This window comes from Bradyrhizobium sp. GW821-FHT12B03 (genome assembly GCF_058807535.1).
Genome location: NZ_JBXAQU010000038.1, coordinates 1 through 21,869 on the forward strand (window position 1 = coordinate 1; position 21,869 = coordinate 21,869).

Genomic DNA, 21,869 nt, shown 5'->3' on the forward strand with positions numbered 1-21,869 from the left:
GTCCTGCCAATTAGACAGACTGAATCACTGATCCCTCTGCGTCGCAACCGCCGCCTTTTTCAACAGAATCGGCCCAACTCGGACTTAGACTGAGGTAGGCCTGCGCGCCGCTATCAGAGACAGAGCGGACTTCATGCGAAGTGCGGCGCGGGTTTAAGAGTAAACGCCCTGGCTCAGCTGTGCCGCCGCTTCCTTGGAAACAGGCGGTCGCGGATATAGCGCGAGGTCGGGGTCAGGCGGATGCCGCGCGGCTTCTGCCAGGCGGCGCGGTCGATCTCCTTCTTGTCGCCGATCGCGAGCCTGCCCCTGGCGCCCTTGGCGATAAAGATCGCATCGCTCATCTTGCGGCCGGAGCGCTTGTTCCTGGCCTTCACTTCCTTCCAGAGGCTGATCCTGCCGAGCTTCAGCTTGGGCAGCTCCTCCTTGATCTCGCGCCGCAGGCAGTCCTTCTCGGACTCGCGCGCACGTTTGCGGCCGCCCGGGAACATCCAAAGGCCATCCGACCGTCGTCTGACCAACAAGACCTTGCCGCGCTTGGCGGCAACCAGCTTGGAAGACTTCGCCATTGCTGCCGTAATCGAAAATAGAATCGTCCCAATCGTAACTTGTCTAGTCGGATAGACAAGTTCGGGACGCGCCTTGATCACAGGCTGCGGGCCGTCGGCCAGCTGCGACACGGCGGGCAGATCACGCCGTACGAGGGCGCGAGATCAGCCCTTGCTCGCTTTCGCGCCCGCCCCTGACCGATCCTCCGTCCTGATCCAGGCCATCATCATCTCCCAGGCCACCGACAGGATGATCGGCCCGATGAACAGGCCGACGATGCCGTGGGCGAGCGTGCCACCGATCACGCCGACGAAGATCACGATGGTCGGCGTGGTCAGGCCGCGCCCCATGACGAGCGGCTTCAACATGGTGTCGATGAAGCCGACTAGGACGAGAAACACCGTGAGCAGCAGCGCGGTGGTCACGTCCTTGGCGGTCCATATCCAGATGATCACGGGCAGCAGCACGAGGAAGGCACCGATCTGCACGATCGAGAGCAGCAGCACGATGAAGGCGAGCAGACCGGCGCTCGGCACGGACGCGAGCTTGAAGCCGATGCCGGCGAGCAGTGCCTGCACGATCGCGACGCCAATCACGCCTTGCGCCACGGCACGGATGGTCGCGCCTGCGAGCCCGAGGAAATGCTCGGTCTGCTCGGGCACGATGCGAAACAGGAAGCCGCGACCGGCGGCCACGAGCCGCGGCCCATGCGGAAACAAGAAACCGGCCACGAACACCGAGACCAGAAACTGGAGCGTGCCGACGCCCGCATCGCCCGCGAGCGACAACAGTGGCCCCGCCAGCGGCTGGAGATAGGGGGCCACCTCTCGCAACACGGCCTGGATGTTGTTCAGGGCCTGGTCCCAGAGGTCATAGAGCCACGGGCCGACGACCGGCCACGACTTGAGCTGCTCCGGCGCCGACTGAAGCGCGACGTTGCCGGTGCCGAGCTGGCGCGCCAATTCACGCACGCCGTCCACCGCGCTGATGCCGAGCCAGGTCGCCGGGCCGATGACGATGCCGAGCGTGATCAGGGTGAGGATCGCAGCCGCGGTCTTGGGCCGGCCGCCGAGCATCTTGGCGACCCAGCTGAAGGCCGGGTAGAACGCGACCGCCAGCACGCCGCTCCAGGCCAGGATCGGCACGAACGGGCGGATGATCAGGAAGGTCCAGATGATCAGCAGGCCGAGCAGGCCGAGCCGGATCACGAGCTGGATGATGTCCTCTCCCGTCAGGAGCTGACGGAGGCTTTTCACGGGCACGACCTTCCTTGCGACATCGACGCGGGTTCCGGCACTTGCACGGTCCAGCCGTTATTGCCAGCCACGGGCCGGGCGTCAAGGCAAGGCGGGCTCGCGCCCGGCCTCCACCCGGGAAAATCCTTCCAGGGCGCAGCGCCCGGCTTGGCTAACGGCGATTAACCGGATTTCCCTGCGCCGGTTTACGCCGATGCAAAGGCCCGCGCCTACCGTGCACCGAGGTCCCCAAGAAACATTCAGTGCAATGGCCAACAGCATCTGGACGATCGAAGAATTCACCTGCACCGGTTGCAGCATGAACTACACCGCGACGAGGGAAGAGCACAGCGAAGCGCATTCCGGCTGCTTCAAATGCAGCATCTGCAGCGGCGTGGTGCACTCCTGGTCCGGCAAGCATCACTTCTTCGGCTGGCAAGCCGTGAAGACCAAGCCCCCCGTGTTCGGCCGGCGCTGGGCGGACGTGGAGTGGTAGGCTGGGGCGACGCACACTTCACGCAAAATTCCTACTGCGATCGCCAACCCTGCCGTTGCGGGGACAGTAGCGATCCCTTGATCATGGCAACTGCTCCGACATAAAAAACCCGCGGCGGATTTCTCCGCGCGGGTGTTACGAATTTTTCGATGATGCCAATCTGCCAGTGTTTTGCCCGACGTGTCAAATTCGGACGACGCGGAGCGACGCGCAGTCGCGATATCCGTGAGCCGTTCGCGTCAGACAACGTCCGAGAAGGGCCTGCTCGGCGGCGACTGAAAATGACGAATGCATTCAATACCCCCGCTACTGTGCATGGGGTTGTTTTTCAGCTCTTGGTTTGAGGCGTTCGGACGCCAGCACTTCAGAGCCGGCGGCGCGGCATCAGGCCTGGGATCGGCGGCGAGCAGTTTGCCGTGGCACAGAGATGAGGAACTGGCGCTTCTGCTCAGCCGCGACACCGGATAGACTCCCCTGCCTGCAACTGAAGCCGATACGCAATGACCGCTCCTTTCGTTCCCCAGATCGCCCTCTATCGCAACTGGCTTGCCACGCAGCGCGGCCTCAGCTTTGCGAGCTACGAGGACATGCGGCAATGGTCGGTGCGCGATCTCGATGCGTTCTGGCGCAGCATCTGGGACTATTACGGCCTGCAATCGCCGACGCCGTTTGCGGCCGTGATCACCGAGCGCAAGATGCCGGGCGCGATCTGGTTTCCCGGCGCGCAGGTGAACTACGCGCGTCAGGTGTTCCGGCATGTCGAAGCTGCCGATGCCGCCGGCCTGCCCGCGATCGTCAGCGGCGGCGAAGACGGCAAGCTGACGGAGACCAGCTGGCCGGAGCTCCGGCGCAAGGCGGCTGCCCTCGCGCTGCATCTGAAGAACAACGGCATCCAGCCCGGCGACCGCGTTGCGGCCTATCTGCCCAACATCCCCGAGACCATCATCGCATTTCTCGCGACCGCCTCTATCGGCGCGGTCTGGAGCGTCTGCGCACCGGACATGGCGGCGCCCGCCGTGATCGACCGCTTCAAGCAGATCGAGCCAAAAGTGCTGATCGCCTGCGACGCCGTCACCTATGCCGGCCGGCGGCATGACCGGCGCGACATCGTCGCCGAGCTCCGGCGATCGCTCCCCACCGTCGAGCATGTCATCCTGCACAGCGAGGCGCCTGCTGCGCCGGATGCCCTGCTCTCCGAGATTGTCGCCATGACAAGCGCTGCGATCGACGCCTTCGAGCCGATGTGGCTGCCGTTCGATCATCCGCTCTGGATCGTTTATTCCAGCGGCACCACCGGCCTGCCCAAGCCGATCGTGCACGGCCATGGCGGCATCGTCATCGTGGTGCTGGCGCTGCTCGGCCTGCACAACGACATCGGCTGCTCCTATCACCGAAATTCTTTCGGCGAGCGCTATCACTGGTACTCTTCGACCGGCTGGATCATGTGGAATTCGCAAGTCGGCGGCCTCCTCGGCGGCACCACCTGCTGCATCTTCGACGGCAGCCCCGGCGGAGCCAAGGACAAGCCGGACTGGACCACGCTATGGCGCTTCGTGGCGCAATCGAAAGCGACCTTCTTCGGCGCGGGCGCGGCGTACTTCGCCAACTGCGCCAAGGCCGAAATCGATCTTGCCGCCGCCGGCGATCTGTCGCGACTGCGCTGCCTCGGCTCGACCGGCTCGCCGCTCAGCGCCGACACGCAGGCCTGGTTCAACGACCGCTTCGCCGCACTGTCCAAGACCAATGGCAGCACGGCGCAGGCCGACATCTGGTGGGCGAACATTTCCGGCGGCACTGATTTCGCCGGCGCCTTCATCGGCGGCAACCGAGAGCTGCCTCAGACGCCGGGCGCGATGCAGTGCCGCCTGCTGGGGGCCGCCGTCGAGGCCTTCAGCGAACAGGGTCGCGCCGTCACGGGCGAGGTCGGCGAGCTCGTCTGCACCGAGCCGATGCCCTCGATGCCGCTCTACTTCTGGAACGACAAGGACGATGTGCGCTACCGCTCCAGCTATTTCGAGACTTATCCGGACAATTTCGACGGCAGCGGCCGCGGGCCGGTGTGGCGGCACGGCGATTGGCTCAAGGTCAATCCGGACGGCTCCTGCATCATCTATGGCCGCAGCGATGCCACCATCAACCGGCACGGCCTGCGCATGGGCACCAGCGAGCTCTATTCCGCGATCGAGGCGCTGCCGGAAGTGCTGGACTCCCTCGTCGTCGACCTCGAATATCTCGGCCGCGACAGCTACATGCCGCTGTTCGTCGTGCTGCGCGACGGCGTCACGTTCGACGGCGCAATGCAGGCCAAGATCAACAAGGCGATCGAGGCCGGCCTGTCACGCCGCTTCCTGCCGAACGAGATTTTCGCCGTCGCCGAGATCCCGCGCACGCTCTCGGGCAAGAAGCAGGAACTGCCGGTCAAGAAGCTGCTGCTCGGCCAGCCGGTCGAGAAGGTCATCAACAAGGAGGCGATGGCCAACCCAGCCTGCCTTGACTGGTATCTCGCCTTCGCGCGCGACTATCTGGCGCGGAACGCGGCCTGAACGGAGATCGCCCCAATTGCGCCGGTGCCGTTTGGATTCCGTTCACCGATCACGGCTAGATCAGGATGTATCGTCCGTAACGAATGTGCGCCATGGCCGACCTCAACGCCGTCATCACCAGGCTCAACGACCGTCTGCTCCGCCTCGAGGGCGAGCTGTTCGTGCTGCGCTCGCTGGCGCGCGCGACGCTGACCTCGGGCGACGACCACTCCGAACGCATGCGCAAACTGGTCGTGGCCGCCAAGGTCGCGCTCGACGACGAGGCGTTGAGGCCGCTCGACCAGCCCACACGGAAGTATGTCGAGGCCGCCAGCGCCATGGTCGACGAATTGCTGGTCGAGCCGACCAAGGCCCGACCGCTGTTCACGGTAATCGACGGCGGGAAGCACTCCTAAGGGAGCCGCCTGGCAAAGCGCGATGACGACTCATCCAAATCTCATCGCGCCGCAGGCACGCTAGCGCCCGTACATGCCGGGCGCGCGGGCGCGGTTCGGAAAGCACTGTCCGTTCGAATAATTGTAGTCGTAGCCGTCAGGACAGAGTCCGCCACGGCGTCCATAGTACTCGGGACCGCCGTAGTCGCCTCGATAGTAGCCCCGCCCTCGGTAGGTCGGTTGGGGAGCCGTGTAGTAACCAGGCGCGTGATAGTCGTTGGGATAGCAGCGGCCGTTCGAGTGGTTGAAATCATAGCCATGAGGACATTGCCCGCCCGGCCCGCCTCTGAACTGAACTTGCTCCACCAGGGGCTCGGGCGATGCCGCAGGCACGGTTGCAAACGCAAGCAGGCCGGCCAGTGCGAGCTCGATCATGACATTTCCTCTAATGATGGGGACAAGCCTAGCAGGATTCGCGTCCCACGAAACGACCCGCTGATTGAGGCATGGCCGGGCTGAACCATGCATGAACCGGAATTGGACTGCGACGATGTGCCGTACCTTGGCCCTCGCAGGAGGTCGCCTTGCGGAGCCGCGCTAGAGCGCCGTGGAGTTCTCGGCCTTCAGCCGGCTGAGGCCCGCCTCGATGATCGCGATTTCCTCGTCGATCTGGCCGATCGGCAGGCTGAAATCATAGCCGGACCTGCTCTTCAGATCGACCGCGAGCCGCTGCCGGTGCATCATCAACTCGTCGAGGCCGCGCCGGTTCTTCAGTCGGACGTAGACGTCGACGATCTGCTCAATCGCGCTCGGCATGAAATCGGTCCCGGCGAAAAGGCCCGCGCGGCGCACCCACGCCGGCGGGACATTTTCTGTGTCGCGGTACGCAATACAAATCCGCGACGGATTCGTCGATACGCCAAGCAGGTTGAGAACGTGTTACCGTCAGATGATTTCGCGGCGCGCAGCATGAAAAAGCCGCTGGCGATCATGCCAGCGGCCAAAGCCGGGTTCGAAAACGGATCCGGAATCAAATGTCGCCAGCCCCGGTGCATGCCAGTTCTAACGACAGACCAGGCATTCCTTCTGTTCACAACGAAACACAGGAACCGGCCCATCCACCATTTGCTATCCGACCGTGGCGCTGCGGCAACGCTAGTCGGTGACGCAGACATAGGTGCGCGGCAATCGGCGATAGGCGCTGTAGCGGTAATGCGGCCGGTAGGCGTAGCCGCGATGGAGCGCCGGCGGCTCCTCGCCGTAATAGGCGCCGTGATAGAAATTATAGACCGGTCCCCCGGCGCAACGATAAGCGTCCCAGGTCGGACCAACGAACGGGGCGACGCCGATCTCGGGCGGAACCGCAGGGTATGGCCCGCCGGCATGGGCCGGGGTGACAGCAACCAGCGTTGCCAGAAGGAAAAACCACGCACTTCGCATGCGCGCGCTCCTGATACCGTGCAATGCGCGTATGCAAGCATCGGAAGGGTCGGCTGCGCAATCGTGGAATTCGTGGCGTCCCGCGCCCGGCGCATTGTTGATAACCGGCGCAAACGGCCCGCGGGTGGTGACACGGCGCCCGGACGTGTTATCGGGGTATGACGCAGTTGCGAGACGGATCGGACCCCCATGCGCATTACCCTCGTCGGCTCCCGCCATTTCGGCGTGGTCACCCTGAACATGCTCCGGGAGCACAGCGTCTCGATCGTGCGGGTCGTCGTGACCGACGCCGAGGATCGCCTGGCCGCTGCGGCCAAGGCCGCCGGCATCGAGGTGGTGGTGCAAGCCAACCCGAAGCTGGTGGTGGCCTCCGAGATTGCCCCCGACACCGATCTGATCATCACGGCGCACAGCCACGCCCGGATCGGCAAGGACGCGCTCGCCGCAGCCAGGCTCGGCGGGATCGGCTATCACCCCTCGCTGCTGCCGCGTCACCGCGGCAAGGCTGCCGTGGAATGGACCATCAAGGAAGGCGATCCGATCGCCGGCGGCACGATCTATCATCTCGCCGACCGCATGGATGCCGGCGCGATCGCCGCCCAGGACTGGTGCTTCGTCAAGAAGGGCGAGACCGCCCGCGAGCTCTGGGAGCGCGCGCTCGCCCCGCTCGGGCTCAAATTGCTGGCCGACGTGATCGACTACGCCAAGGTCCACAAGACGCTACCGGCCAAGGCCCAGGACGAGCAGTTCGCGACGTCGGCGCCCAGCTTGTCCTGAGTCGCCTCCCGGCGTTTACCCTTAACGTGAAGCCGCATTGATTTTGCTTGAAAAATTGGAACCAAAAACACAAATAAACCATTGTTTCCACAGGAACAATTTTCGATTTGGCGTCGCAACAAATTTCCGTCACATTTCGTCCGAATAAACGTCTGCATATCAGACAAATTCAAGGACGGAATTCATGCGTTTTGGTCGCATCGCGGCGTTCTGTGCCGCTTCAGTTTTTGCCGGCACCCTCGCCGCCACCGCCTTCGCCCAGACCCCCTATGACGGCAACTGGCAGGTCACCATCGTGACCAAGTCGGGCTCGTGCGAGCCGACTGCGAGCTCGATGCTGACGGTTGCCGACGGCAAGATCACCGCGCCCGGCGCTAACGTTTCCGGCACCATCGGCCGGGAGGGTCTTGTGAAAGTTTCGATCAATGGTGCATATGCCAACGGTCAACTCAGCGGCAACGCCGGATCGGGGAAGTGGAATGGAGCATCTGCAGGCATACCGTGCAGCGGGCGATGGGAAGCATCGCGCCAATAAACCAACTGAGGCACGCGCCGGAAGCCGGCGGCTGCTGATCGCAGCCGCCGTTTTGCTTGCGGCAGCGTTCGTGAACACTGAAAGCAGGGCCCAGTCCGGCCCGTTTGCCGCGCTTGCGGGCAGCTGGAGCGGTGGCGGCACCGTCACTCTGGATGACGGCTCCACCGAGCGCATCCGCTGCCGGGCCAAATACGCCCCGATCGGGCCCACGATGGAAATGTCGCTGACCTGCGCCAGCGATGCCTACAAGTTCAATCTTGCCGCCAGCGTCAAGGCCGAGGGCAGCGCCGTCACCGGCAGCTGGTCGGAGGCCAGCCGCAACATCTCCGGCTCGCTCCAGGGCCGCGGCGGCGGAGGAAATTTCGACGTAGCCGTCTCCACCGCCGGCTTCAACGCTAACCTCGCGCTGAAGACGAGCGGCAACAAGCAGACTGTCACGATGCGCGCCGACAGCCAGTTCCGCGGCGCCAACATCGCGCTGTCGAAGTAAGATGACAGCACAGTGATCCGACCATCGACCCGGCGAGTCTCGCCGGGTCTTTTTTATGGGTTCGGGACGAACGCCGTCACCTCGATCTCGACCTTGGCCCGGTCGTCGACGAGGCCGCCGATATAGAGCAGCGTCGAGGGCGGGAAATTGCGTCCCAGCGTCTCCTTCCAGGCCGCGCCGATGCCGGCACCTGCGGCCTCGTATTCGCTGCGGCTGGTCAGGTACCAGGTCAGGCGCACGATATGCTCGGGGCCGGCCCCGGCCTCACCCAGGAGCTTGATGATCCGCTTCAGCGCGGCCCCGACCTGCGCCGCCATGTCAGGGGCGTAGTCGCCCGCCTCGTCGCCGCCGGTCTGCCCGGCCAGCACCACCCACCGGCCCGGCCCCTCGACCACGACGCCGTGGGAAAAGCCGCGCGGTTTTTTCCATTCGTCCGGCTGCAAGATACGCATGAGCTGCTTCTCCCATTTCGCTCGTTGACCTTCCCTTAGCACGCACCCGCGCATCGCTGCATCCGCAGTTTTGGCCGTTGCAAACCGTGCCGATGTCGCTGATACCGACCTGCCTTCCAACGCCCTTTCCGGTTGCATCTCGCGCCCATGACCAATCCTCCGTCCAAGACGATGGCTGCATTGTGGATGGCCGGCTGGCTGTCGTTGACGCTGGTGATGGCGGTCGCGGGACGCGAGGCGGTGCGCGAGATGAACGTCTTCCAGGTGCAGGAGGTGCGCTCGCTGCTCGGCATCTGCTTGCTTTATCCGATGATCCGGCGCGCCGGCGGCTTCGCAACGCTCAAGACCGCGCGCCTGCCCCAGCACATCGCGCGCAACCTGATCCACTACGTCTCACAGCTCGGCTGGTTTTTCGCACTGACGCTGATTCCGATCGGCCAGGTGGTGGCGATCGAATTCACGATGCCGATCTGGACCGCGATCCTTGCCGCCAGCTTCCTGTCGGAGCGCATGACATCGTGGAAGATCGCCGCGATCGTGCTCGGCCTCGTCGGCGTGATCGTCATCGTGCGCCCCGCAACCGGCGAGATCAATCAGGGCCAGTTGATCGCGCTCGGCGCGGCGGTCGGCTTCGGCGTGTCCATGGCGCTGGTCAAATCGCTCACCCGCACCGAGAGCGCGCTGGCGGTCCTGTTCTGGATGCTGGTCGTGCAGTCGGTCGCAGGCGTCCTTCCGACGCTCTACGTCTGGGCCTGGCCGCCCACCTATGTCTGGGGCTGGGTCGCGGTGATCTCGGTCTGCGGCACGTTTGCACATTATTGCCTTGCCAGCGCGATGCGCTACGCGGACGCGACGGTGGTCGTTCCGATGGACTTCCTGCGGGTTCCCCTCACTGCGGCTGCCGGCTGGCTGCTGTATTCGGAGCGGCTCGACGGCTGGACGGTGCTCGGTGCCGCGCTGATCCTGTTCGGCAACCTCCTGAATCTGAAGCCGGCCGGCCCGGTTCCGGCCCGCGCGCAGTGAACCGGCGCACCGCCTCGCGCGACAAAACAAAGTGGTCAACCGTGATCTGGATCACGTTGGAGGGGCATTCCATCGTGTGACACGTTCGGCCGCAAGGCAATGGGTTGGGTGAACGTCGTTTTGCTAGCGCGAAGCCGTGGGTTTTCGTGTAGGTTCGCTGCCAATTTGTTGCTGTCTGCAATACGATTCTGTTGGGGATTTCAGATGCGCTACCTCACCATCCTCGTCTCGCTGATGTGCATGGCACTGTCGGTCAGCGCCGCAAAGGCGGACCGCCGCGTTGCATTCGTCGTCGGCAACGGCACCTACAAGAACGTCGCGCAATTGCCGAACCCGCCGATCGACGCCAAGGCGATGGCATCGACGCTGCGCAATGTCGGCTTCGAAGTGATCGAAGGATCAAACCTCACGCGCGATCAGATGACGGAGAAGCTCCTGGACTTCGGCCGCAAGGCGCAGGGTTCCGACATCGCATTGTTCTATTATGCCGGCCACGGCATTGCCGTCAGCGGCAGCAACTATCTCCTGCCGGTTGACGCCGACATCAAGTCGGAGATGGACGTTAAGCTGGGCGCGGCCATCAACATCGATCTGACGCTGGAGCAGACCATGGGCGATGCCAAGGTCAAGCTCGTCTTCCTCGATGCCTGCCGCGACAATCCGTTCGCCGCCAAGATCAAGTCGAACTCCGCGACCCGCAGCGTCAACGTGCAGAGCGGTCTTGCCGAGATGAAGTCCGGCGAAGGCACGCTGATCGCGTTCGCAACCGGCCCGGGCCAGACCGCGCTCGACGGCCAGGAGGGCAACAACAGCCCGTTCACCCGCGCCCTGATCGACAACATCACCAGGCCCGGCATCGAGATCCAGCAGGCGATGACCTCGGTCCGCGCCCAGGTCAATGAGGAGACCCACAAGGGCCAGCTTCCCTGGGGCCATACCAACCTGATCGGCGCCGTCTATCTCAACCAGGCTCCGACGACCCAGGTCGCCAACGCGGCGCCTACCGCTTCAAGCAACGTGCCGGCGGCGACGGCCGGCAGCTCCGATAGTGTCGAGCTCGAGTACTGGCGCTCGGTGAAGGAGTCCAACAAGCCGGAAGAGCTCAACGCCTATCTCTCCACCTATCCGAACGGCCAGTTCAAGGCGCTGGCGCTGGCGCGGCTTGCCGCGATCAAGAGCGGCCCGTCGACCACGACGCGCAACCTGAACGCAGGCGTTGATCCCGCCACCTTCACCGACGATGCCAGCCAGCTCACGGAGGACCAGATCGGCCTCGACAAGGGACAGCGCCGCGACGTGCAGCGCCGTCTGAACGGGCTCGGCTTCGACACCAAGGTCACAGGCGCATTCAACGATGAGACCCGCACCGTGCTGAAGCGCTGGCAGGCCGTCCGTGGCTATCCGTCGACGGGATACCTCAACAAGCTCCAGCACAAGGCCCTGCTCTCGGAGATCGTGGCGGCGGCGCCTGCCACCGCGAGCGAGGACAGTCCGAAGCCGGCCCGGCGTGCCCCCTCACAGGCCCAGAGCGCACCGGCACCGGCTCAGCATCGCAACAGCGGCGGCGGCGATGCCGGCGCGGCCTTCGTCGGCGGCGTCGTCGGCGGCATGATGGGCGGCATGTTCCGCCGCTGAGGCGAAAGGCCATATCTCACACACAAAAGCCCGGCTCACCGCCGGGCTTTTTCGTTGCTAGTCATCTTGGGTAAACCAGAGCACGAGCGTCCGGATACGCGGCATCGCCTGCGTCGTCATGCTCGTGCGAGTCATCTCCGCGATGCGCGGCGCCAATGATGAGAGATATCCACGGTCGGGCACCGTGCTTATTTGTATGAATCATCCTTGTCGATACGGTGATTTCAAAGGCAATCTCCGCATCATCCTAACAATAGAGCAACTTCGGATTATGAGCGAGCGAGCGGACATTCTGGTGATCGGCCTCGGTGCCATGGGCAGCGCGGCCCTCTATCAATTGGCCAAGCGAGGGGTCAAAGCGGTCGGCCTCGACCGCTTTGACCCTCCCCACGCCATGGGATCCAGCCACGGCGAAACCCGCATCACCCGGCAGGCCGTCGGCGAAGGCCGCGATTACGTGCCCCTGGTGCTGGACACCCACCGGATCTGGCGTGAGCTTGAAGCCGAGACGTCCGCCGAGCTGCTGAACCCGTGCGGCGTCATCGTCATGGCGCCCGGCGTCGGCGAGACGTCACACCACGGCAAGCCGGATTTCGTCGCACGTTCGATTGCCGCAGCTCGTGACTTCGGCATCGCGCATGAAGTGATCGACGGGCGAGAGGTGGCTCATCGCTTCCCGCAGTTCCTGAACCTCGAGGGCAACGAGAAGGCCTATTACGAGCCCGGCGGGGGATACGTTTTTCCAGAGCGATGCATCAAGGCACAACTGACGCGCGCGGAGCAGCTCGGCGCAACGATACGCACCGGAGTCGAAGTTCTCTCGATCGTCCAGAGAGGCTCCGCCGTTCGGGTGGAAACGTCCTCAGGCACATTCGAGGCGGACCAGGTGGTGGTGTCGGCCGGCGGCTGGAATGCTCACCTGCTCGGTACGCCGTTTGACCGCGTGCTCACAGTGAAGCGGCAAGTGCTGCATTGGTACGAACTCGACGATACCAGCGCGTATCGCGCCAACGCCCCCGTGTTCATCTGGATGCATGGCGCGACGGACGTCGATTACCTCTACGGCTTTCCGCCGCTGCCAGGCGACCGCCGCCTCAAGGTCGCGACCGAGCAGTACGAGACCAGCACGACGGCCGATACCATCAACCGCACCGTCGATCCGGCGGAGTCGGACAAGATGTACCGGGAGCACGTCAAGGGGCGGCTCGCGGGCGCCACGCCGCGCGTCGCGCAGGCTGCCGCCTGCATCTATACGGTGACGCCCGATCGGGGCTTCATCATCGACCGGCATCCCGACCAGGACAGAGTCTTTGTCGTCTCGGCGTGCTCCGGTCACGGCTTCAAGCACTCAGCCGGCATCGGCAACGTCGTCGCCGGGATGGTGACCAACGGTCGAAGCGAGATCGACCTCAGCCCGTTCTCCGTGTCCCGATTTTCGTGACGTGTGGCGCGAGCCTACTTCCCCGCCGCCTTGCGCAGCGCCTCGTTGATACGGTCCTGCCAGCCGGGGCCGCCTTCCTGGAAGAACTCCAGCACGTCCTGGTCGATGCGCAACGTGACCTGCTCCTTGATCCCCGGCGCCACGTTCTGCTTCGGCGGCGCCAGGACGACCTTGGCCGTCACCTTCTTGAACGCCGCCTCGGCCTCGGTCCTGGCGTCGCCAAGCGTGCGCGGCCGCCTCGGTGGTTGATCCGCCATGTCCTAGATTCCCTCAAACAGAGCCGTCGAAAGATACCGCTCGGAGAAGGACGGCACTATAGCCAGGATGGTTTTTCCCGCAGCTTCCGGCCGCTTGCCGATCTGGAGCGCGGCTGCGATTGCCGCGCCCGAGGAGATGCCGCCCGGAATGCCCTCGTGCCGCGCCAGCGCGCGCGAGGTCTCGATCGCCGTGGTCGAGTTGATTTTCACGATCTCGTCGATCACCGACCGGTCGAGGATATCAGGGACGAAGCCAGCGCCGATGCCCTGGATCTTGTGCGGGGTATGCTGTCCACCTGACAGGACCGGGCTCTCCTCCGGCTCGACCGCCACCACCCGCAGCGAGGGCTTGCGCGGCTTGAGGACCTGGCCGACGCCGGTGATGGTGCCGCCGGTGCCGACGCCGGCGACGAAGAAATCGATGTTGCCGCCGGTGTCGTTCCAGATCTCCTCGGCGGTGGTGCGGCGGTGCACCTCGGGATTGGCGAGATTCTTGAACTGCTGCGGCATCACCGCGTTCGGTGTCGTCTTCACCAGCTCCTCGGCAGCGGCGATCGCGCCCTTCATGCCTTGTGCTGCCGGGGTCAGCACCAGCTCGGCGCCGAGAAAGGCCAGCATCTTGCGCCGCTCGATCGACATGGACTCCGGCATCACAAGCTTGAGCCGGTAGCCGCGCGAGGCCGCCACAAAGGCGAGCGCGATGCCGGTATTGCCCGAGGTTGGCTCGATCAGCACGGTATCGGGCTTGACGATACCGGCCTTCTCCATGGCGACGATCATGGCCGCGCCGATGCGGTCCTTCACGCTCGCGGCCGGGTTGAAGTACTCTAGTTTTGCCAAGATCGTCGCATCCACGCCGTGCATGCCCGGCAGCCGACGCAAGCGCACGATCGGCGTGTCGCCAAAGGCCTCGACGATCGAAGAGTAGATCCGGCCGCGGCCGGGTTGGTGCACTGCACCCGTTTTGGACGATGCGTCCATCATGAACTCCCTGTGGCGACAATTTGCGCGTCTGTCGCAGCCCCCTGCGCAGTTACCGACAGCTTGTGGCGCCACGCAAGCGGCAATCCGGCCCGGGCGGTACCCGCTGCATGGCAAGATTACGTGAGCCGGCCAGTCGGGCCCGCAATATCCGAAAAACTCAAGGTTGTTTCTCTCCCCGTTATCAATCTTTTCACGATTGCCATGCTGAACTGCCGGCCAGCGTCCTGCCGTCGGATCAGCGCTCGTGCCTTAGCCAGATACCCTCCGACAGGCGCCGTCCGATCGCGGTCGCGGCGGGGCTGCCGCAGCCGATCCGATCATTGGGCGGGGTGCCCAGAACATCCCGAATGGACGGGAGCGGCAGAGAACGCGTGATGCATCGACGGCTTGCATTCATCGACACGCTGCGCGGCATCGCCGTCCTGTCGGTGGTGGTCCAGCATGCGCTCGAGGTGATCGTGCGGGAACACCCGACCGGCGCGTATCATTCGATCCTTCACGACGCGATCGGCTACTACATGAATTTCGGCCGGTTCGGCGTCGTGCTGTTTTTCCTCGTCAGCGGCTTCGTCATTCCGTTCAGCTTTCCGGACAGCGCCAATCCCGTGAACGACTTCTCGATCAGTCGTTTCTTCCGGCTGTACCCGGCCTACTGGACCTCGATCGCGATCGGACTGGTCACGATGCAAGTGGTCGACTCCAAGACCTATTCCCTGTCGCAGATCGCCGCGAACTTCACGATGCTCCAGACCTTCCTGGAGGTCCCTCACCTCTGGGACTTCTACTGGACGCTGACGATCGAGCTGCTGTTCTACGTGGCCTGCATCGTTCTCTTCTCGGCAGGACTGCTGAAGCGGCGCCTCACCGCGGTCGCGATCGTCGCTGCAACCGCCCTGGTCGGGACGACGGTGGCTCTTCTGATCGAGAACAGGGCGGCCTGGATCGTGATTGAGGCCGGGTTGAACCTTTCAGCGATGTTCCTCGGCAAGATCATTCGCGACACTGTCGTCGGCGGAGAGCTGCGGTGGCGGCATGTGGCCGCCTGCACGGCGCTTTACGCCGTCTTCGCGATCACGCTGGCCAGCAGGCGCTATGGCGGGGTCTATGAGGAGGACTTCTTCTACAGCTATTCGATTGGGGCGGCCTATGTCTGTGCGGCCCTCGTCTTTGTCGCATTCGCCGCGTTCGGCGAAAGGATGGCCTGGCGCCCGCTCGCATTCGTCGGCCTCGTCAGCTATTCGGTCTATCTGATGTCCCCGTTCGCCATGGTCTGGATCCACCGTTACGCCTGGCTTGGCGACGGGCCACTCGGATGGTTCGCCTTCGTCACCGCGGTCGTGACGTCGTCGATTTTGGTCAGCTGGATGACATATTCCCTCGTCGAGAAGCCCTGGATCTCGTTCGCCCGCAAGCTCCGCTCGGACCGCAGCAGGCCCGTCGCTCTCGCGCCGGCCCTCGGCCGACAAAGCGCGTCGCGCTGATCGAACGTTACGACGCGCGAAGCCGCGCGGCGAATTATCGCAATGCACACGAATTGTTTGCGCTGCGATAGCTGAACACGCCGAACCGTGACGCCGGCATCAGGACACGTTGCAGTGACGCCAATTTTATAAAAGCCAACGCTTTTGTGTTGCGACCTCGTCAACGACTTCTGCTTATGTTAGACTTACGTCTCAAAGCAGGGAGGTCACCACGATGTCAGCAGTTGCTGAAGTGTTGTCGACCGTCGCGCCGAACCGCGATCCGCGTTGCAGCGAGTTGCCGACCTGTCCCGTCTGCGCCGACTCCATGGTCGCCGCCGAAGCATCCGCCTACGTCTCGGACCACATGATCAGCTATCTCTGGACCTGCGACAATTGCGGCTACGGCTTCGTGACCAAGCATGCCGTCAAGCACCGGATCGTGTGCAACTGACCCTCAGTCGACCTAGCGCGGGGCGATGTCGCCCCTCGCCCAGTCCTCGCGCGTACGCTGATAGAACTCCTCGAACGTCCCGTGTGCGATCGCGTCCCTGATGCCCTGCATCAGGGACTGGTAGTAGGCAATATTGATCTCGGACAACAGCATCGCCCCCAGCGTCTCGCCCGCCTTGACGAGATGATGCAGGTAGGCGCGCGCGCAGTTGCGCGTCGAGGGCCATGAACTTTGTTCGTCGAGCGGACGCGGATCGTCGGCGTGGCGCGCGTTGCGCAGATTCACCTGGCCGAAGCGGGTGAAGGCGACGCCGTGCCGGCCGTTCCGCGTCGGCATCACGCAATCGAACATGTCGATGCCGCGCTTCACCGCTTCGAGGATGTCGTCTGGCGTGCCGACACCCATCAGATAGCGCGGTCGCTCTTTCGGCAGCAGCGGTGCGGTCTCGTCGATCATCGCCAGCATCACGGCCTGCGGCTCGCCGACGGCGAGGCCGCCGATCGCATAGCCGTGGAAGCCGATCTCGACGAGGCCCCTGGCGCTGGCATGACGCAGCTGCGGTATGTCGCCGCCCTGTACGATACCGAACAGCATGTAGCCGGCGGGCGCGCTCTCGAAGGCGCGCTTGCTTCGCTCGGCCCAGCGCAGCGACAGCTGCATCGCACGGTCGATATCGTCGCGCTCGGCCGGCAGCCGCACGCATTCGTCCATCTGCATGGCGATGTCGGAGCCGAGGAAACGCTGCACCTCGATCGAGCGCTCCGGCGACAGCTCGACCTTGGCGCCGTCGATATGCGAGCGGAAGGTGACGGCGTGCTCGCTGACCTTGCGCAGGTCCGCCAGCGACATCACCTGGAAGCCGCCGGAATCCGTCAGCATCGGCCCGTTCCAGCCGGTGAACCGCTGCAGGCCGCCCAGCGCCGCGATCCGCTCGGCACCGGGACGCAGCATCAGATGATAGGTGTTGCCGAGCACGATGTCGGCGCCGGCATCGCGCACCTCGCGCCAGTGCATGCCCTTCATGGCACCGGCGGTTCCGACAGGCATGAAGGCCGGCGTCCGCACCACGCCATGGGGCGTGGTCAGGCGGCCGGCCCGCGCGGCGCCGTCGGTGGCGAGCAGTTCGAAATGATTGGGAAGATCGGTTTTGGGGAGAGTCATGGCGGTGCTTATTGCGTGTCGGCAGAAGCCGATCAACCCGCTCGCACCGCGCCTTGGTTCAGACTGGGACACATTTGACGCGTTTATTCAGACCCTCCGCGCTTGTTAAATAAAACGATACCGTGTAGTTTTATCTTGGGGCTGTACGAGATGGCGCGGCGAAATTGCCGGCGGCCACATATGCGTGATTCCCAGCCACTGACGATGCCCCCCGCTGCATGTTCGAACGTAATGTCCGGCCCCTCGCATGGCTGGATGAGGCAGACAGGCGCCCGCCTGACCGGATTTCTGGTCCTGGCCTGCATCCTGGCGCTCGGCGCCTGCACCTCCCTGCCCCGCACGCCCTATACCGCCGCCGAGGCGAGCACATCGCGCGTGCTCGATATCGACGGCCTGCGCCGCTACGCCGACGATCCCGTTACGAAATTCAACTTCGAGAAAGAGCCCAGCACCGCGACACAGTCCTATCTGGCGCTCTCCGGTGGCGGCGCCGACGGCGCCTATGGCGTCGGCGTGCTCAACGGCTGGACCGCGGCCAGGACCCGTCCCACCTTCTCGGTCGTCTCGGGCGTGAGCACCGGCGGCCTGATCGCGCCCTTTGCGTTTCTCGGTTCGCACTATGACGACACGTTGAAGGAGGTCTACACAAGCGGCATCGCGGAGAGCCTCCTGAACGATCCAAGCATCATGCGCGTGCTGTTCGGATCCGGCCTGTTCGGCAATACGCGGCTGCGCGAGCTCGTCGCCCGCTATGTCGGGCCGGAGATCCTGGCGCAGGTCGCGCGTGAAAACGCCAAGGGCCGACGTCTGCTGATCGTGACGACCGACCTGGACACCCAGCGGACCGCGATCTGGAACATGGGCAAGATCGCCGAGGTCGGCACGCCCGAGGCGCTCAAGCTGTTTCGCGACGTGATGGCGGCCTCCGCCAGCATTCCCCTGGTATTTCCACCGATCATGATCGACGCCGAAGGCCAGGGCCGCAGATTTCAGGAGATGCACGTCGACGGCGGCGTGACGGCGCCGGTGCTGACGCTGCCGGAAGCCTTGCTGTTCCAGGGCAGCCGGCTGCCAGGCAGTGCGAAGATGGACATCTACATCCTCGTCAACAAGAAGATCGAACGCAATTTCGAACTCGTGTCCAACAGCACCATCGACGTCGCCTCGCGCAGCCTGTCGTCGATCACGCAGTCGCAGACGCGCTCGATCATCTTCTCGACCTATGATTTCGCCAAGCGCAATCACCTGGGCTTCCACCTCTCCTACATCGCGCGCGACTACCCGGCGCCGCCTTCGGAAGGGTTCGACACCGCCTATATGCGGGCGCTCTATCAGTACGGATATGAGAAGGCGGCCGCCGGCCAGGCCTGGACTTCGGCGGTGCCATGAGACCCCGGCGACGGAACGAGGTCGTATCGAGACCGTTGACGATACGGCCAACTCGGCCAGATTCGCGATGACGCTCCCGCTCCTGCGCGTTATAGAGCAATGATTGACGTCACGACCGCGCAGGAATCATTGGGCATGGGATTGACTGCGACCAAGGCAAGACCGGCAACGCCGCGGCGCGAGGTGCCGAAATCGCGCGGCGGCCGGCCGACCAAGACCGCCGCCATCGAGCGCGACCAGCGGCTGATCGAGGTCGCGACCCGCCTGTTCCTCGACCGCGGCTTCGACGCCACCTCGCTCGATGCTGTCGCGGAAGCGGCCCGGGTGAGCAAACCCACCGTCTATTCCCGTTACGGCGACAAGCGCGGCCTGTTTGCCGCCGTGCTGAGGCGCGAGATCGCGCGCTGGCTCGCGCCGCTGTCGGCGGCCGCCGAGACCCAGCTTTCCAGCGCCTCGGACATCTCCGTCGAGCAGCGGCTGGTCGAGGTCGGGCGCGAGATGCTGAGCTTCACCTGCGGGCCCGATGCCGTCGCCTTCAGCCGCATGATGACGTCACAGGCCATCAATTTCCCCGATATCGCCAAGCTCGGCATGGAGGAAGGCTGGCTCAAGGCTGTCGCCACGACGGCGCGCTTCTTCGACCATCTGGTGGCGCAAGGCGCGCTCGATATCGAAGACACCACCATCGCAGCGGAGGTGTTTCTCGATGTCGTCGTCGGTCACACCCACCGCATGGCGACGTTCGGAACGGCGCTGGAGCTGAAGTCCGCTGAAAAGCGGATGCGTACGGCGATCAAGCTGTTCCTGGCCGGTGCGCTGGGTCCTGCCGACCGCGTCCAGGACGCCACCAAGGGCACGCCGCGGCGACGCTCGTCCCGCTGACAATTCCGTGAGGTTGCGATCTATCCCCAAGGGGACCCACGCCACGCCATTGACCAAAATAAAACGATACGGTATGGTTTAGTTATAAGTCGGGACGGGCCGCTTTTTCACCAGCCCCAAAGAGGTCCGTACCGCTTCGATCGCCGCGACGGGTATAGCCCGCCACGACGCTCCGCGGCCGGCCGATGCCCAAGGCCGGCCGCGATCTTCTTTCGGATGATCGGGTCCGCTCGCCGACCAAAGGTTTCGAGCATGACGATAGCCAAACGATGGACCTCGCGACTGCTTGCGATCGCCCTGCCCGCACTCCTCCTTGTCGCGCCGGCGCAGGCGATCGTCACCACGGGTACGCCGACCGCACTTCACAGCGACACAGATGGTGACGCCGAGGCGGACCGCCAAGCTGTCAGCCGCGAGATCGAGCGCTTCCGCGGCTCATCGATCTCGATCAGCCAGGCCATGGCGATTGCCGAGGCCCGCCACGCCGGCGCCACGACGGCAGACGTGAGCTTTGACGGCGCCTCCGGCGTGCCGGTCTACCGGGTGAAGACCCTGCATAACGACCGGATCTGGCGCCACACCATCAATGCGGCGACCGGCGAACTCGTCGGCGGCGAAGCCGCCCTTCCCCTCGCCGAGCTCGACCATGAAGACCGCGACAACCTCGCAGCGCTCGGCGCGATCAGGCACCGCCTCGCCGATGCCGTGCGCGTCGCCGAGCGCGCCGCATCGGGCAAGGCGATCAGCGGTGGCCTGGTGCGCGAGCGCGGCCGGCTCAATTTCGCGATCGTGGTGATCAGCGGCGACGACCTCAAGGAGGTCCTCCTGGAGCCGCCGGGCGCACGGACGAAGTAGAGACCGGTCCCGGCCACGGCCACAATCCCGCCGAAAAGCCATTGACGGGCGCAAGACTCTCCCGCATAAGTCGCCGCCATGTTCACGACCACCAAACGCACGACCAAAACCACCACGGCCTTCGGGGCCCGGGGAGGCGTGCGCTTGTAGTCGTCGACTAGAACGCAATCAGCTCTACCGAAGCCCCGCCCATGATGGTCCGGGGCTTTTTTGTTGTCTAAATCGCAATTCAATGGAGGACAAAGTGAGTAACGATCCCGTCGTCGCGATTGTCGGCGTCACCGGTGCGGTGGGCGCCGAATTCATCGCCACCATGGACAAGCGCGGCTTTCGCGTCGGCAAGCTCAAGGCACTGGCGAGCGCCCGCTCGGCCGGCAAGACGGTGTCGTTCCGCGGCCAGAACGTCGTCATTGAAGAATTGACAGAGCGTGCCTTCGAGGGCGTCGATATCGCCCTGTTCTCCGCCGGCGGCAGTATCTCGAAGAAGTTTGCACCGATTGCGGTCAAGGCGGGCGCCGTCGTGGTCGACAACTCCTCCGCCTTCCGGATGGATCCGAACGTGCCGCTGGTGATCCCGGAGGTCAACGCGGGCCGCATCCGCGACCACAAGGGCATCATCGCCAACCCGAACTGCGCCGCGATCACCGCGCTGGTGCCGCTCTGGCCGATCCACCAGAAGAACCGGATCAAGCGCGTCATCATCTCGACCTACCAGGCGGCCTCCGGCGCCGGCGCCGCCGCGATGGACGAGCTCGTCGAGTCCACCCGCGCCAGCCTCAACGGGCAGGTCTATACGCCGAAGGTGATGCCGCACCCCTACGCCTTCAATCTCTTCAACCACAACACGGCGGTCGACCCCGAGACCGGCTACAACGACGAAGAGACCAAGGTGATCAAGGAAACCCGCAAGATCTTCGAGGACGAGACGATCGCGATCGGTGTGACCTGCGTCCGCGTACCGGTATTGCGCGCGCATTGCGAGGCCATCACCTTCGAATGCGAGAAGCCGATCAGCGAGGACCAGGTCCGCGCCATCATGGCGCGGGCGCCCGGCGTGAAGGTCGTCGACGACCGCGTGAAGAACTACTTCCCGATGCCGATCGACGCCTCGGGCCAGGATGACGTCCTGGTCGGCCGCATCCGCAAGGACCTCAGCGATCCCAGCGGGCATTCGATCTCGATGTTCGTGGCGGCGGATCAGCTGCTGAAGGGCGCCGCGCTGAACGCGGTGCAGATCGCGGAGCTGTTGCCGCAGCGGGTGATGGCGTAACGAAGCAGGTACGTAGTGCGTAGGGTGGGTTAGCGTAGCGTAACCCACCACTGTCTCTATCTGCGGAAACAGAAGTGGTGGGTTACGCCTTACGGCTAATACTACTGCGTCATGGGCGTTGACGTCCATTCGAAGCTGTAACGGAGCCACAGCACGGACATCGCGGCAAG

24 protein-coding genes are annotated in these 21,869 nt (G+C 64.3%); 15 read left to right on the forward strand and 9 right to left on the reverse strand.

Annotation, left to right across the window (positions count from 1 at the left end; genetic code table 11):
* Positions 1-173 precede the first annotated feature (173 nt).
* The gene (locus AC1RUR_RS37725) at positions 174-566 is read right to left on the reverse strand and encodes an NUDIX hydrolase (RefSeq protein ID WP_492853198.1); all 393 of its coding nucleotides are present in this window, start codon (positions 564-566) and stop codon (positions 174-176) included.
* A 144-nt stretch (positions 567-710) separates the two neighbouring features.
* Positions 711-1,808, reverse strand: a complete 1,098-nt coding sequence (locus tag AC1RUR_RS37730) for an AI-2E family transporter (RefSeq protein ID WP_492853199.1) — start codon at positions 1,806-1,808, stop codon at positions 711-713.
* A gap of 241 nt (positions 1,809-2,049) precedes the next feature.
* Here AC1RUR_RS37730 and AC1RUR_RS37735 point away from each other — a divergent pair, with 241 nt between their 5' ends.
* The 3 genes from AC1RUR_RS37735 to AC1RUR_RS37745 all read left to right on the forward strand — a co-directional run bounded on the left by AC1RUR_RS37735 (position 2,050) and on the right by AC1RUR_RS37745 (position 5,215).
* A complete protein-coding gene (locus tag AC1RUR_RS37735; RefSeq protein WP_492853200.1) occupies positions 2,050-2,277 on the forward strand; it encodes a hypothetical protein in 228 nt (75 codons plus the stop codon).
* A 500-nt stretch (positions 2,278-2,777) separates the two neighbouring features.
* A complete protein-coding gene (locus AC1RUR_RS37740) occupies positions 2,778-4,820 on the forward strand; it encodes an acetoacetate--CoA ligase (RefSeq protein WP_492853201.1) in 2,043 nt (680 codons plus the stop codon).
* Between the two features lie 92 nt (positions 4,821-4,912).
* On the forward strand, positions 4,913-5,215 hold the full coding sequence (locus tag AC1RUR_RS37745) for a hypothetical protein (protein ID WP_492853202.1): 303 nt from the start codon (positions 4,913-4,915) through the stop codon (positions 5,213-5,215).
* A 60-nt stretch (positions 5,216-5,275) separates the two neighbouring features.
* Here the strand turns inward: AC1RUR_RS37745 and AC1RUR_RS37750 are convergent, their stop codons facing one another.
* The 3 genes from AC1RUR_RS37750 to AC1RUR_RS37760 all read right to left on the reverse strand — a co-directional run bounded on the left by AC1RUR_RS37750 (position 5,276) and on the right by AC1RUR_RS37760 (position 6,634).
* Positions 5,276-5,629, reverse strand: coding sequence for a hypothetical protein (locus AC1RUR_RS37750; protein WP_492853203.1), 354 nt, complete (start codon positions 5,627-5,629; stop codon positions 5,276-5,278).
* 162 nt (positions 5,630-5,791) lie between these two features.
* Positions 5,792-6,010, reverse strand: coding sequence for a hypothetical protein (locus tag AC1RUR_RS37755; protein ID WP_492853204.1), 219 nt, complete (start codon positions 6,008-6,010; stop codon positions 5,792-5,794).
* Positions 6,011-6,349: 339 nt separating this feature from the next.
* On the reverse strand, positions 6,350-6,634 hold the full coding sequence (locus tag AC1RUR_RS37760; protein WP_492853205.1) for a hypothetical protein: 285 nt from the start codon (positions 6,632-6,634) through the stop codon (positions 6,350-6,352).
* Positions 6,635-6,823: 189 nt separating this feature from the next.
* On the opposite strand from AC1RUR_RS37760, the gene AC1RUR_RS37765 reads away from it, so the two are divergent.
* The 3 genes from AC1RUR_RS37765 (at position 6,824) to AC1RUR_RS37775 (ending at position 8,436) form a co-directional block, all read left to right on the forward strand.
* Complete coding sequence (locus tag AC1RUR_RS37765) at positions 6,824-7,411, forward strand: formyltransferase family protein (RefSeq protein ID WP_492853206.1); 588 nt, start codon at positions 6,824-6,826, stop codon at positions 7,409-7,411.
* Between the two features lie 184 nt (positions 7,412-7,595).
* Positions 7,596-7,946, forward strand: a complete 351-nt coding sequence (locus tag AC1RUR_RS37770) for a hypothetical protein (RefSeq protein ID WP_271565868.1) — start codon at positions 7,596-7,598, stop codon at positions 7,944-7,946.
* Positions 7,891-8,436 (forward strand): hypothetical protein, encoded by a 546-nt coding sequence (locus tag AC1RUR_RS37775; RefSeq protein ID WP_492853207.1) that lies wholly within the window; start codon positions 7,891-7,893, stop codon positions 8,434-8,436. The genes AC1RUR_RS37770 and AC1RUR_RS37775 overlap by 56 nt, the downstream gene beginning before the upstream one ends.
* Before the next feature lie 53 nt (positions 8,437-8,489).
* Here the strand turns inward: AC1RUR_RS37775 and AC1RUR_RS37780 are convergent, their stop codons facing one another.
* Complete coding sequence (locus AC1RUR_RS37780) at positions 8,490-8,888, reverse strand: RidA family protein (RefSeq protein ID WP_492853208.1); 399 nt, start codon at positions 8,886-8,888, stop codon at positions 8,490-8,492.
* Between the two features lie 147 nt (positions 8,889-9,035).
* On the opposite strand from AC1RUR_RS37780, the gene AC1RUR_RS37785 reads away from it, so the two are divergent.
* From AC1RUR_RS37785 to solA, 3 genes are all read left to right on the forward strand, one after another.
* On the forward strand, positions 9,036-9,911 hold the full coding sequence (locus AC1RUR_RS37785) for a DMT family transporter (RefSeq protein ID WP_492853209.1): 876 nt from the start codon (positions 9,036-9,038) through the stop codon (positions 9,909-9,911).
* Positions 9,912-10,115: 204 nt separating this feature from the next.
* Entirely contained in the window at positions 10,116-11,546 is a 1,431-nt protein-coding gene (locus tag AC1RUR_RS37790; protein WP_492853210.1) for a caspase family protein, read from the forward strand.
* Positions 11,547-11,817: 271 nt separating this feature from the next.
* Positions 11,818-12,987, forward strand: coding sequence for an N-methyl-L-tryptophan oxidase (solA, locus tag AC1RUR_RS37795; RefSeq protein ID WP_492853211.1), 1,170 nt, complete (start codon positions 11,818-11,820; stop codon positions 12,985-12,987).
* 14 nt (positions 12,988-13,001) lie between these two features.
* Here solA and AC1RUR_RS37800 read toward each other — a convergent pair whose 3' ends face one another.
* Entirely contained in the window at positions 13,002-13,244 is a 243-nt protein-coding gene (locus AC1RUR_RS37800) for a BrnA antitoxin family protein (protein ID WP_492853212.1), read from the reverse strand.
* Between the two features lie 3 nt (positions 13,245-13,247).
* Complete coding sequence (gene cysK / locus AC1RUR_RS37805; RefSeq protein ID WP_492853213.1) at positions 13,248-14,225, reverse strand: cysteine synthase A; 978 nt, start codon at positions 14,223-14,225, stop codon at positions 13,248-13,250.
* Between the two features lie 377 nt (positions 14,226-14,602).
* Between cysK and AC1RUR_RS37810 the strand changes: the two genes are divergently transcribed.
* Together AC1RUR_RS37810 and AC1RUR_RS37815 are read left to right on the forward strand one after the other, a co-directional pair.
* Positions 14,603-15,709 carry an acyltransferase family protein gene (locus AC1RUR_RS37810; protein WP_492853214.1) on the forward strand — a complete coding sequence of 369 codons (1,107 nt, stop codon included), beginning with the start codon at positions 14,603-14,605 and terminating at the stop codon, positions 15,707-15,709.
* Positions 15,710-15,923: 214 nt separating this feature from the next.
* The gene (locus AC1RUR_RS37815; protein WP_092181494.1) at positions 15,924-16,142 is read left to right on the forward strand and encodes a hypothetical protein; all 219 of its coding nucleotides are present in this window, start codon (positions 15,924-15,926) and stop codon (positions 16,140-16,142) included.
* Between the two features lie 12 nt (positions 16,143-16,154).
* On the opposite strand, the gene tgt is transcribed toward AC1RUR_RS37815, so the two are convergent.
* Positions 16,155-17,303, reverse strand: coding sequence for a tRNA guanosine(34) transglycosylase Tgt (gene tgt / locus AC1RUR_RS37820; RefSeq protein WP_492853215.1), 1,149 nt, complete (start codon positions 17,301-17,303; stop codon positions 16,155-16,157).
* Between the two features lie 231 nt (positions 17,304-17,534).
* Between tgt and AC1RUR_RS37825 the strand changes: the two genes are divergently transcribed.
* The 4 genes from AC1RUR_RS37825 (at position 17,535) to AC1RUR_RS37840 (ending at position 21,699) form a co-directional block, all read left to right on the forward strand.
* Positions 17,535-18,692: a patatin-like phospholipase family protein gene (locus AC1RUR_RS37825; protein WP_492853216.1), complete on the forward strand. Its 1,158-nt coding sequence runs from the start codon at positions 17,535-17,537 to the stop codon at positions 18,690-18,692.
* Positions 18,693-18,827: 135 nt separating this feature from the next.
* A complete protein-coding gene (locus AC1RUR_RS37830; RefSeq protein ID WP_492853217.1) occupies positions 18,828-19,574 on the forward strand; it encodes a TetR/AcrR family transcriptional regulator in 747 nt (248 codons plus the stop codon).
* 252 nt (positions 19,575-19,826) lie between these two features.
* On the forward strand, positions 19,827-20,429 hold the full coding sequence (locus tag AC1RUR_RS37835; RefSeq protein WP_492853218.1) for a PepSY domain-containing protein: 603 nt from the start codon (positions 19,827-19,829) through the stop codon (positions 20,427-20,429).
* Between the two features lie 232 nt (positions 20,430-20,661).
* A complete protein-coding gene (locus tag AC1RUR_RS37840) occupies positions 20,662-21,699 on the forward strand; it encodes an aspartate-semialdehyde dehydrogenase (protein ID WP_492853219.1) in 1,038 nt (345 codons plus the stop codon).
* Positions 21,700-21,869: the final 170 nt, after the last annotated feature.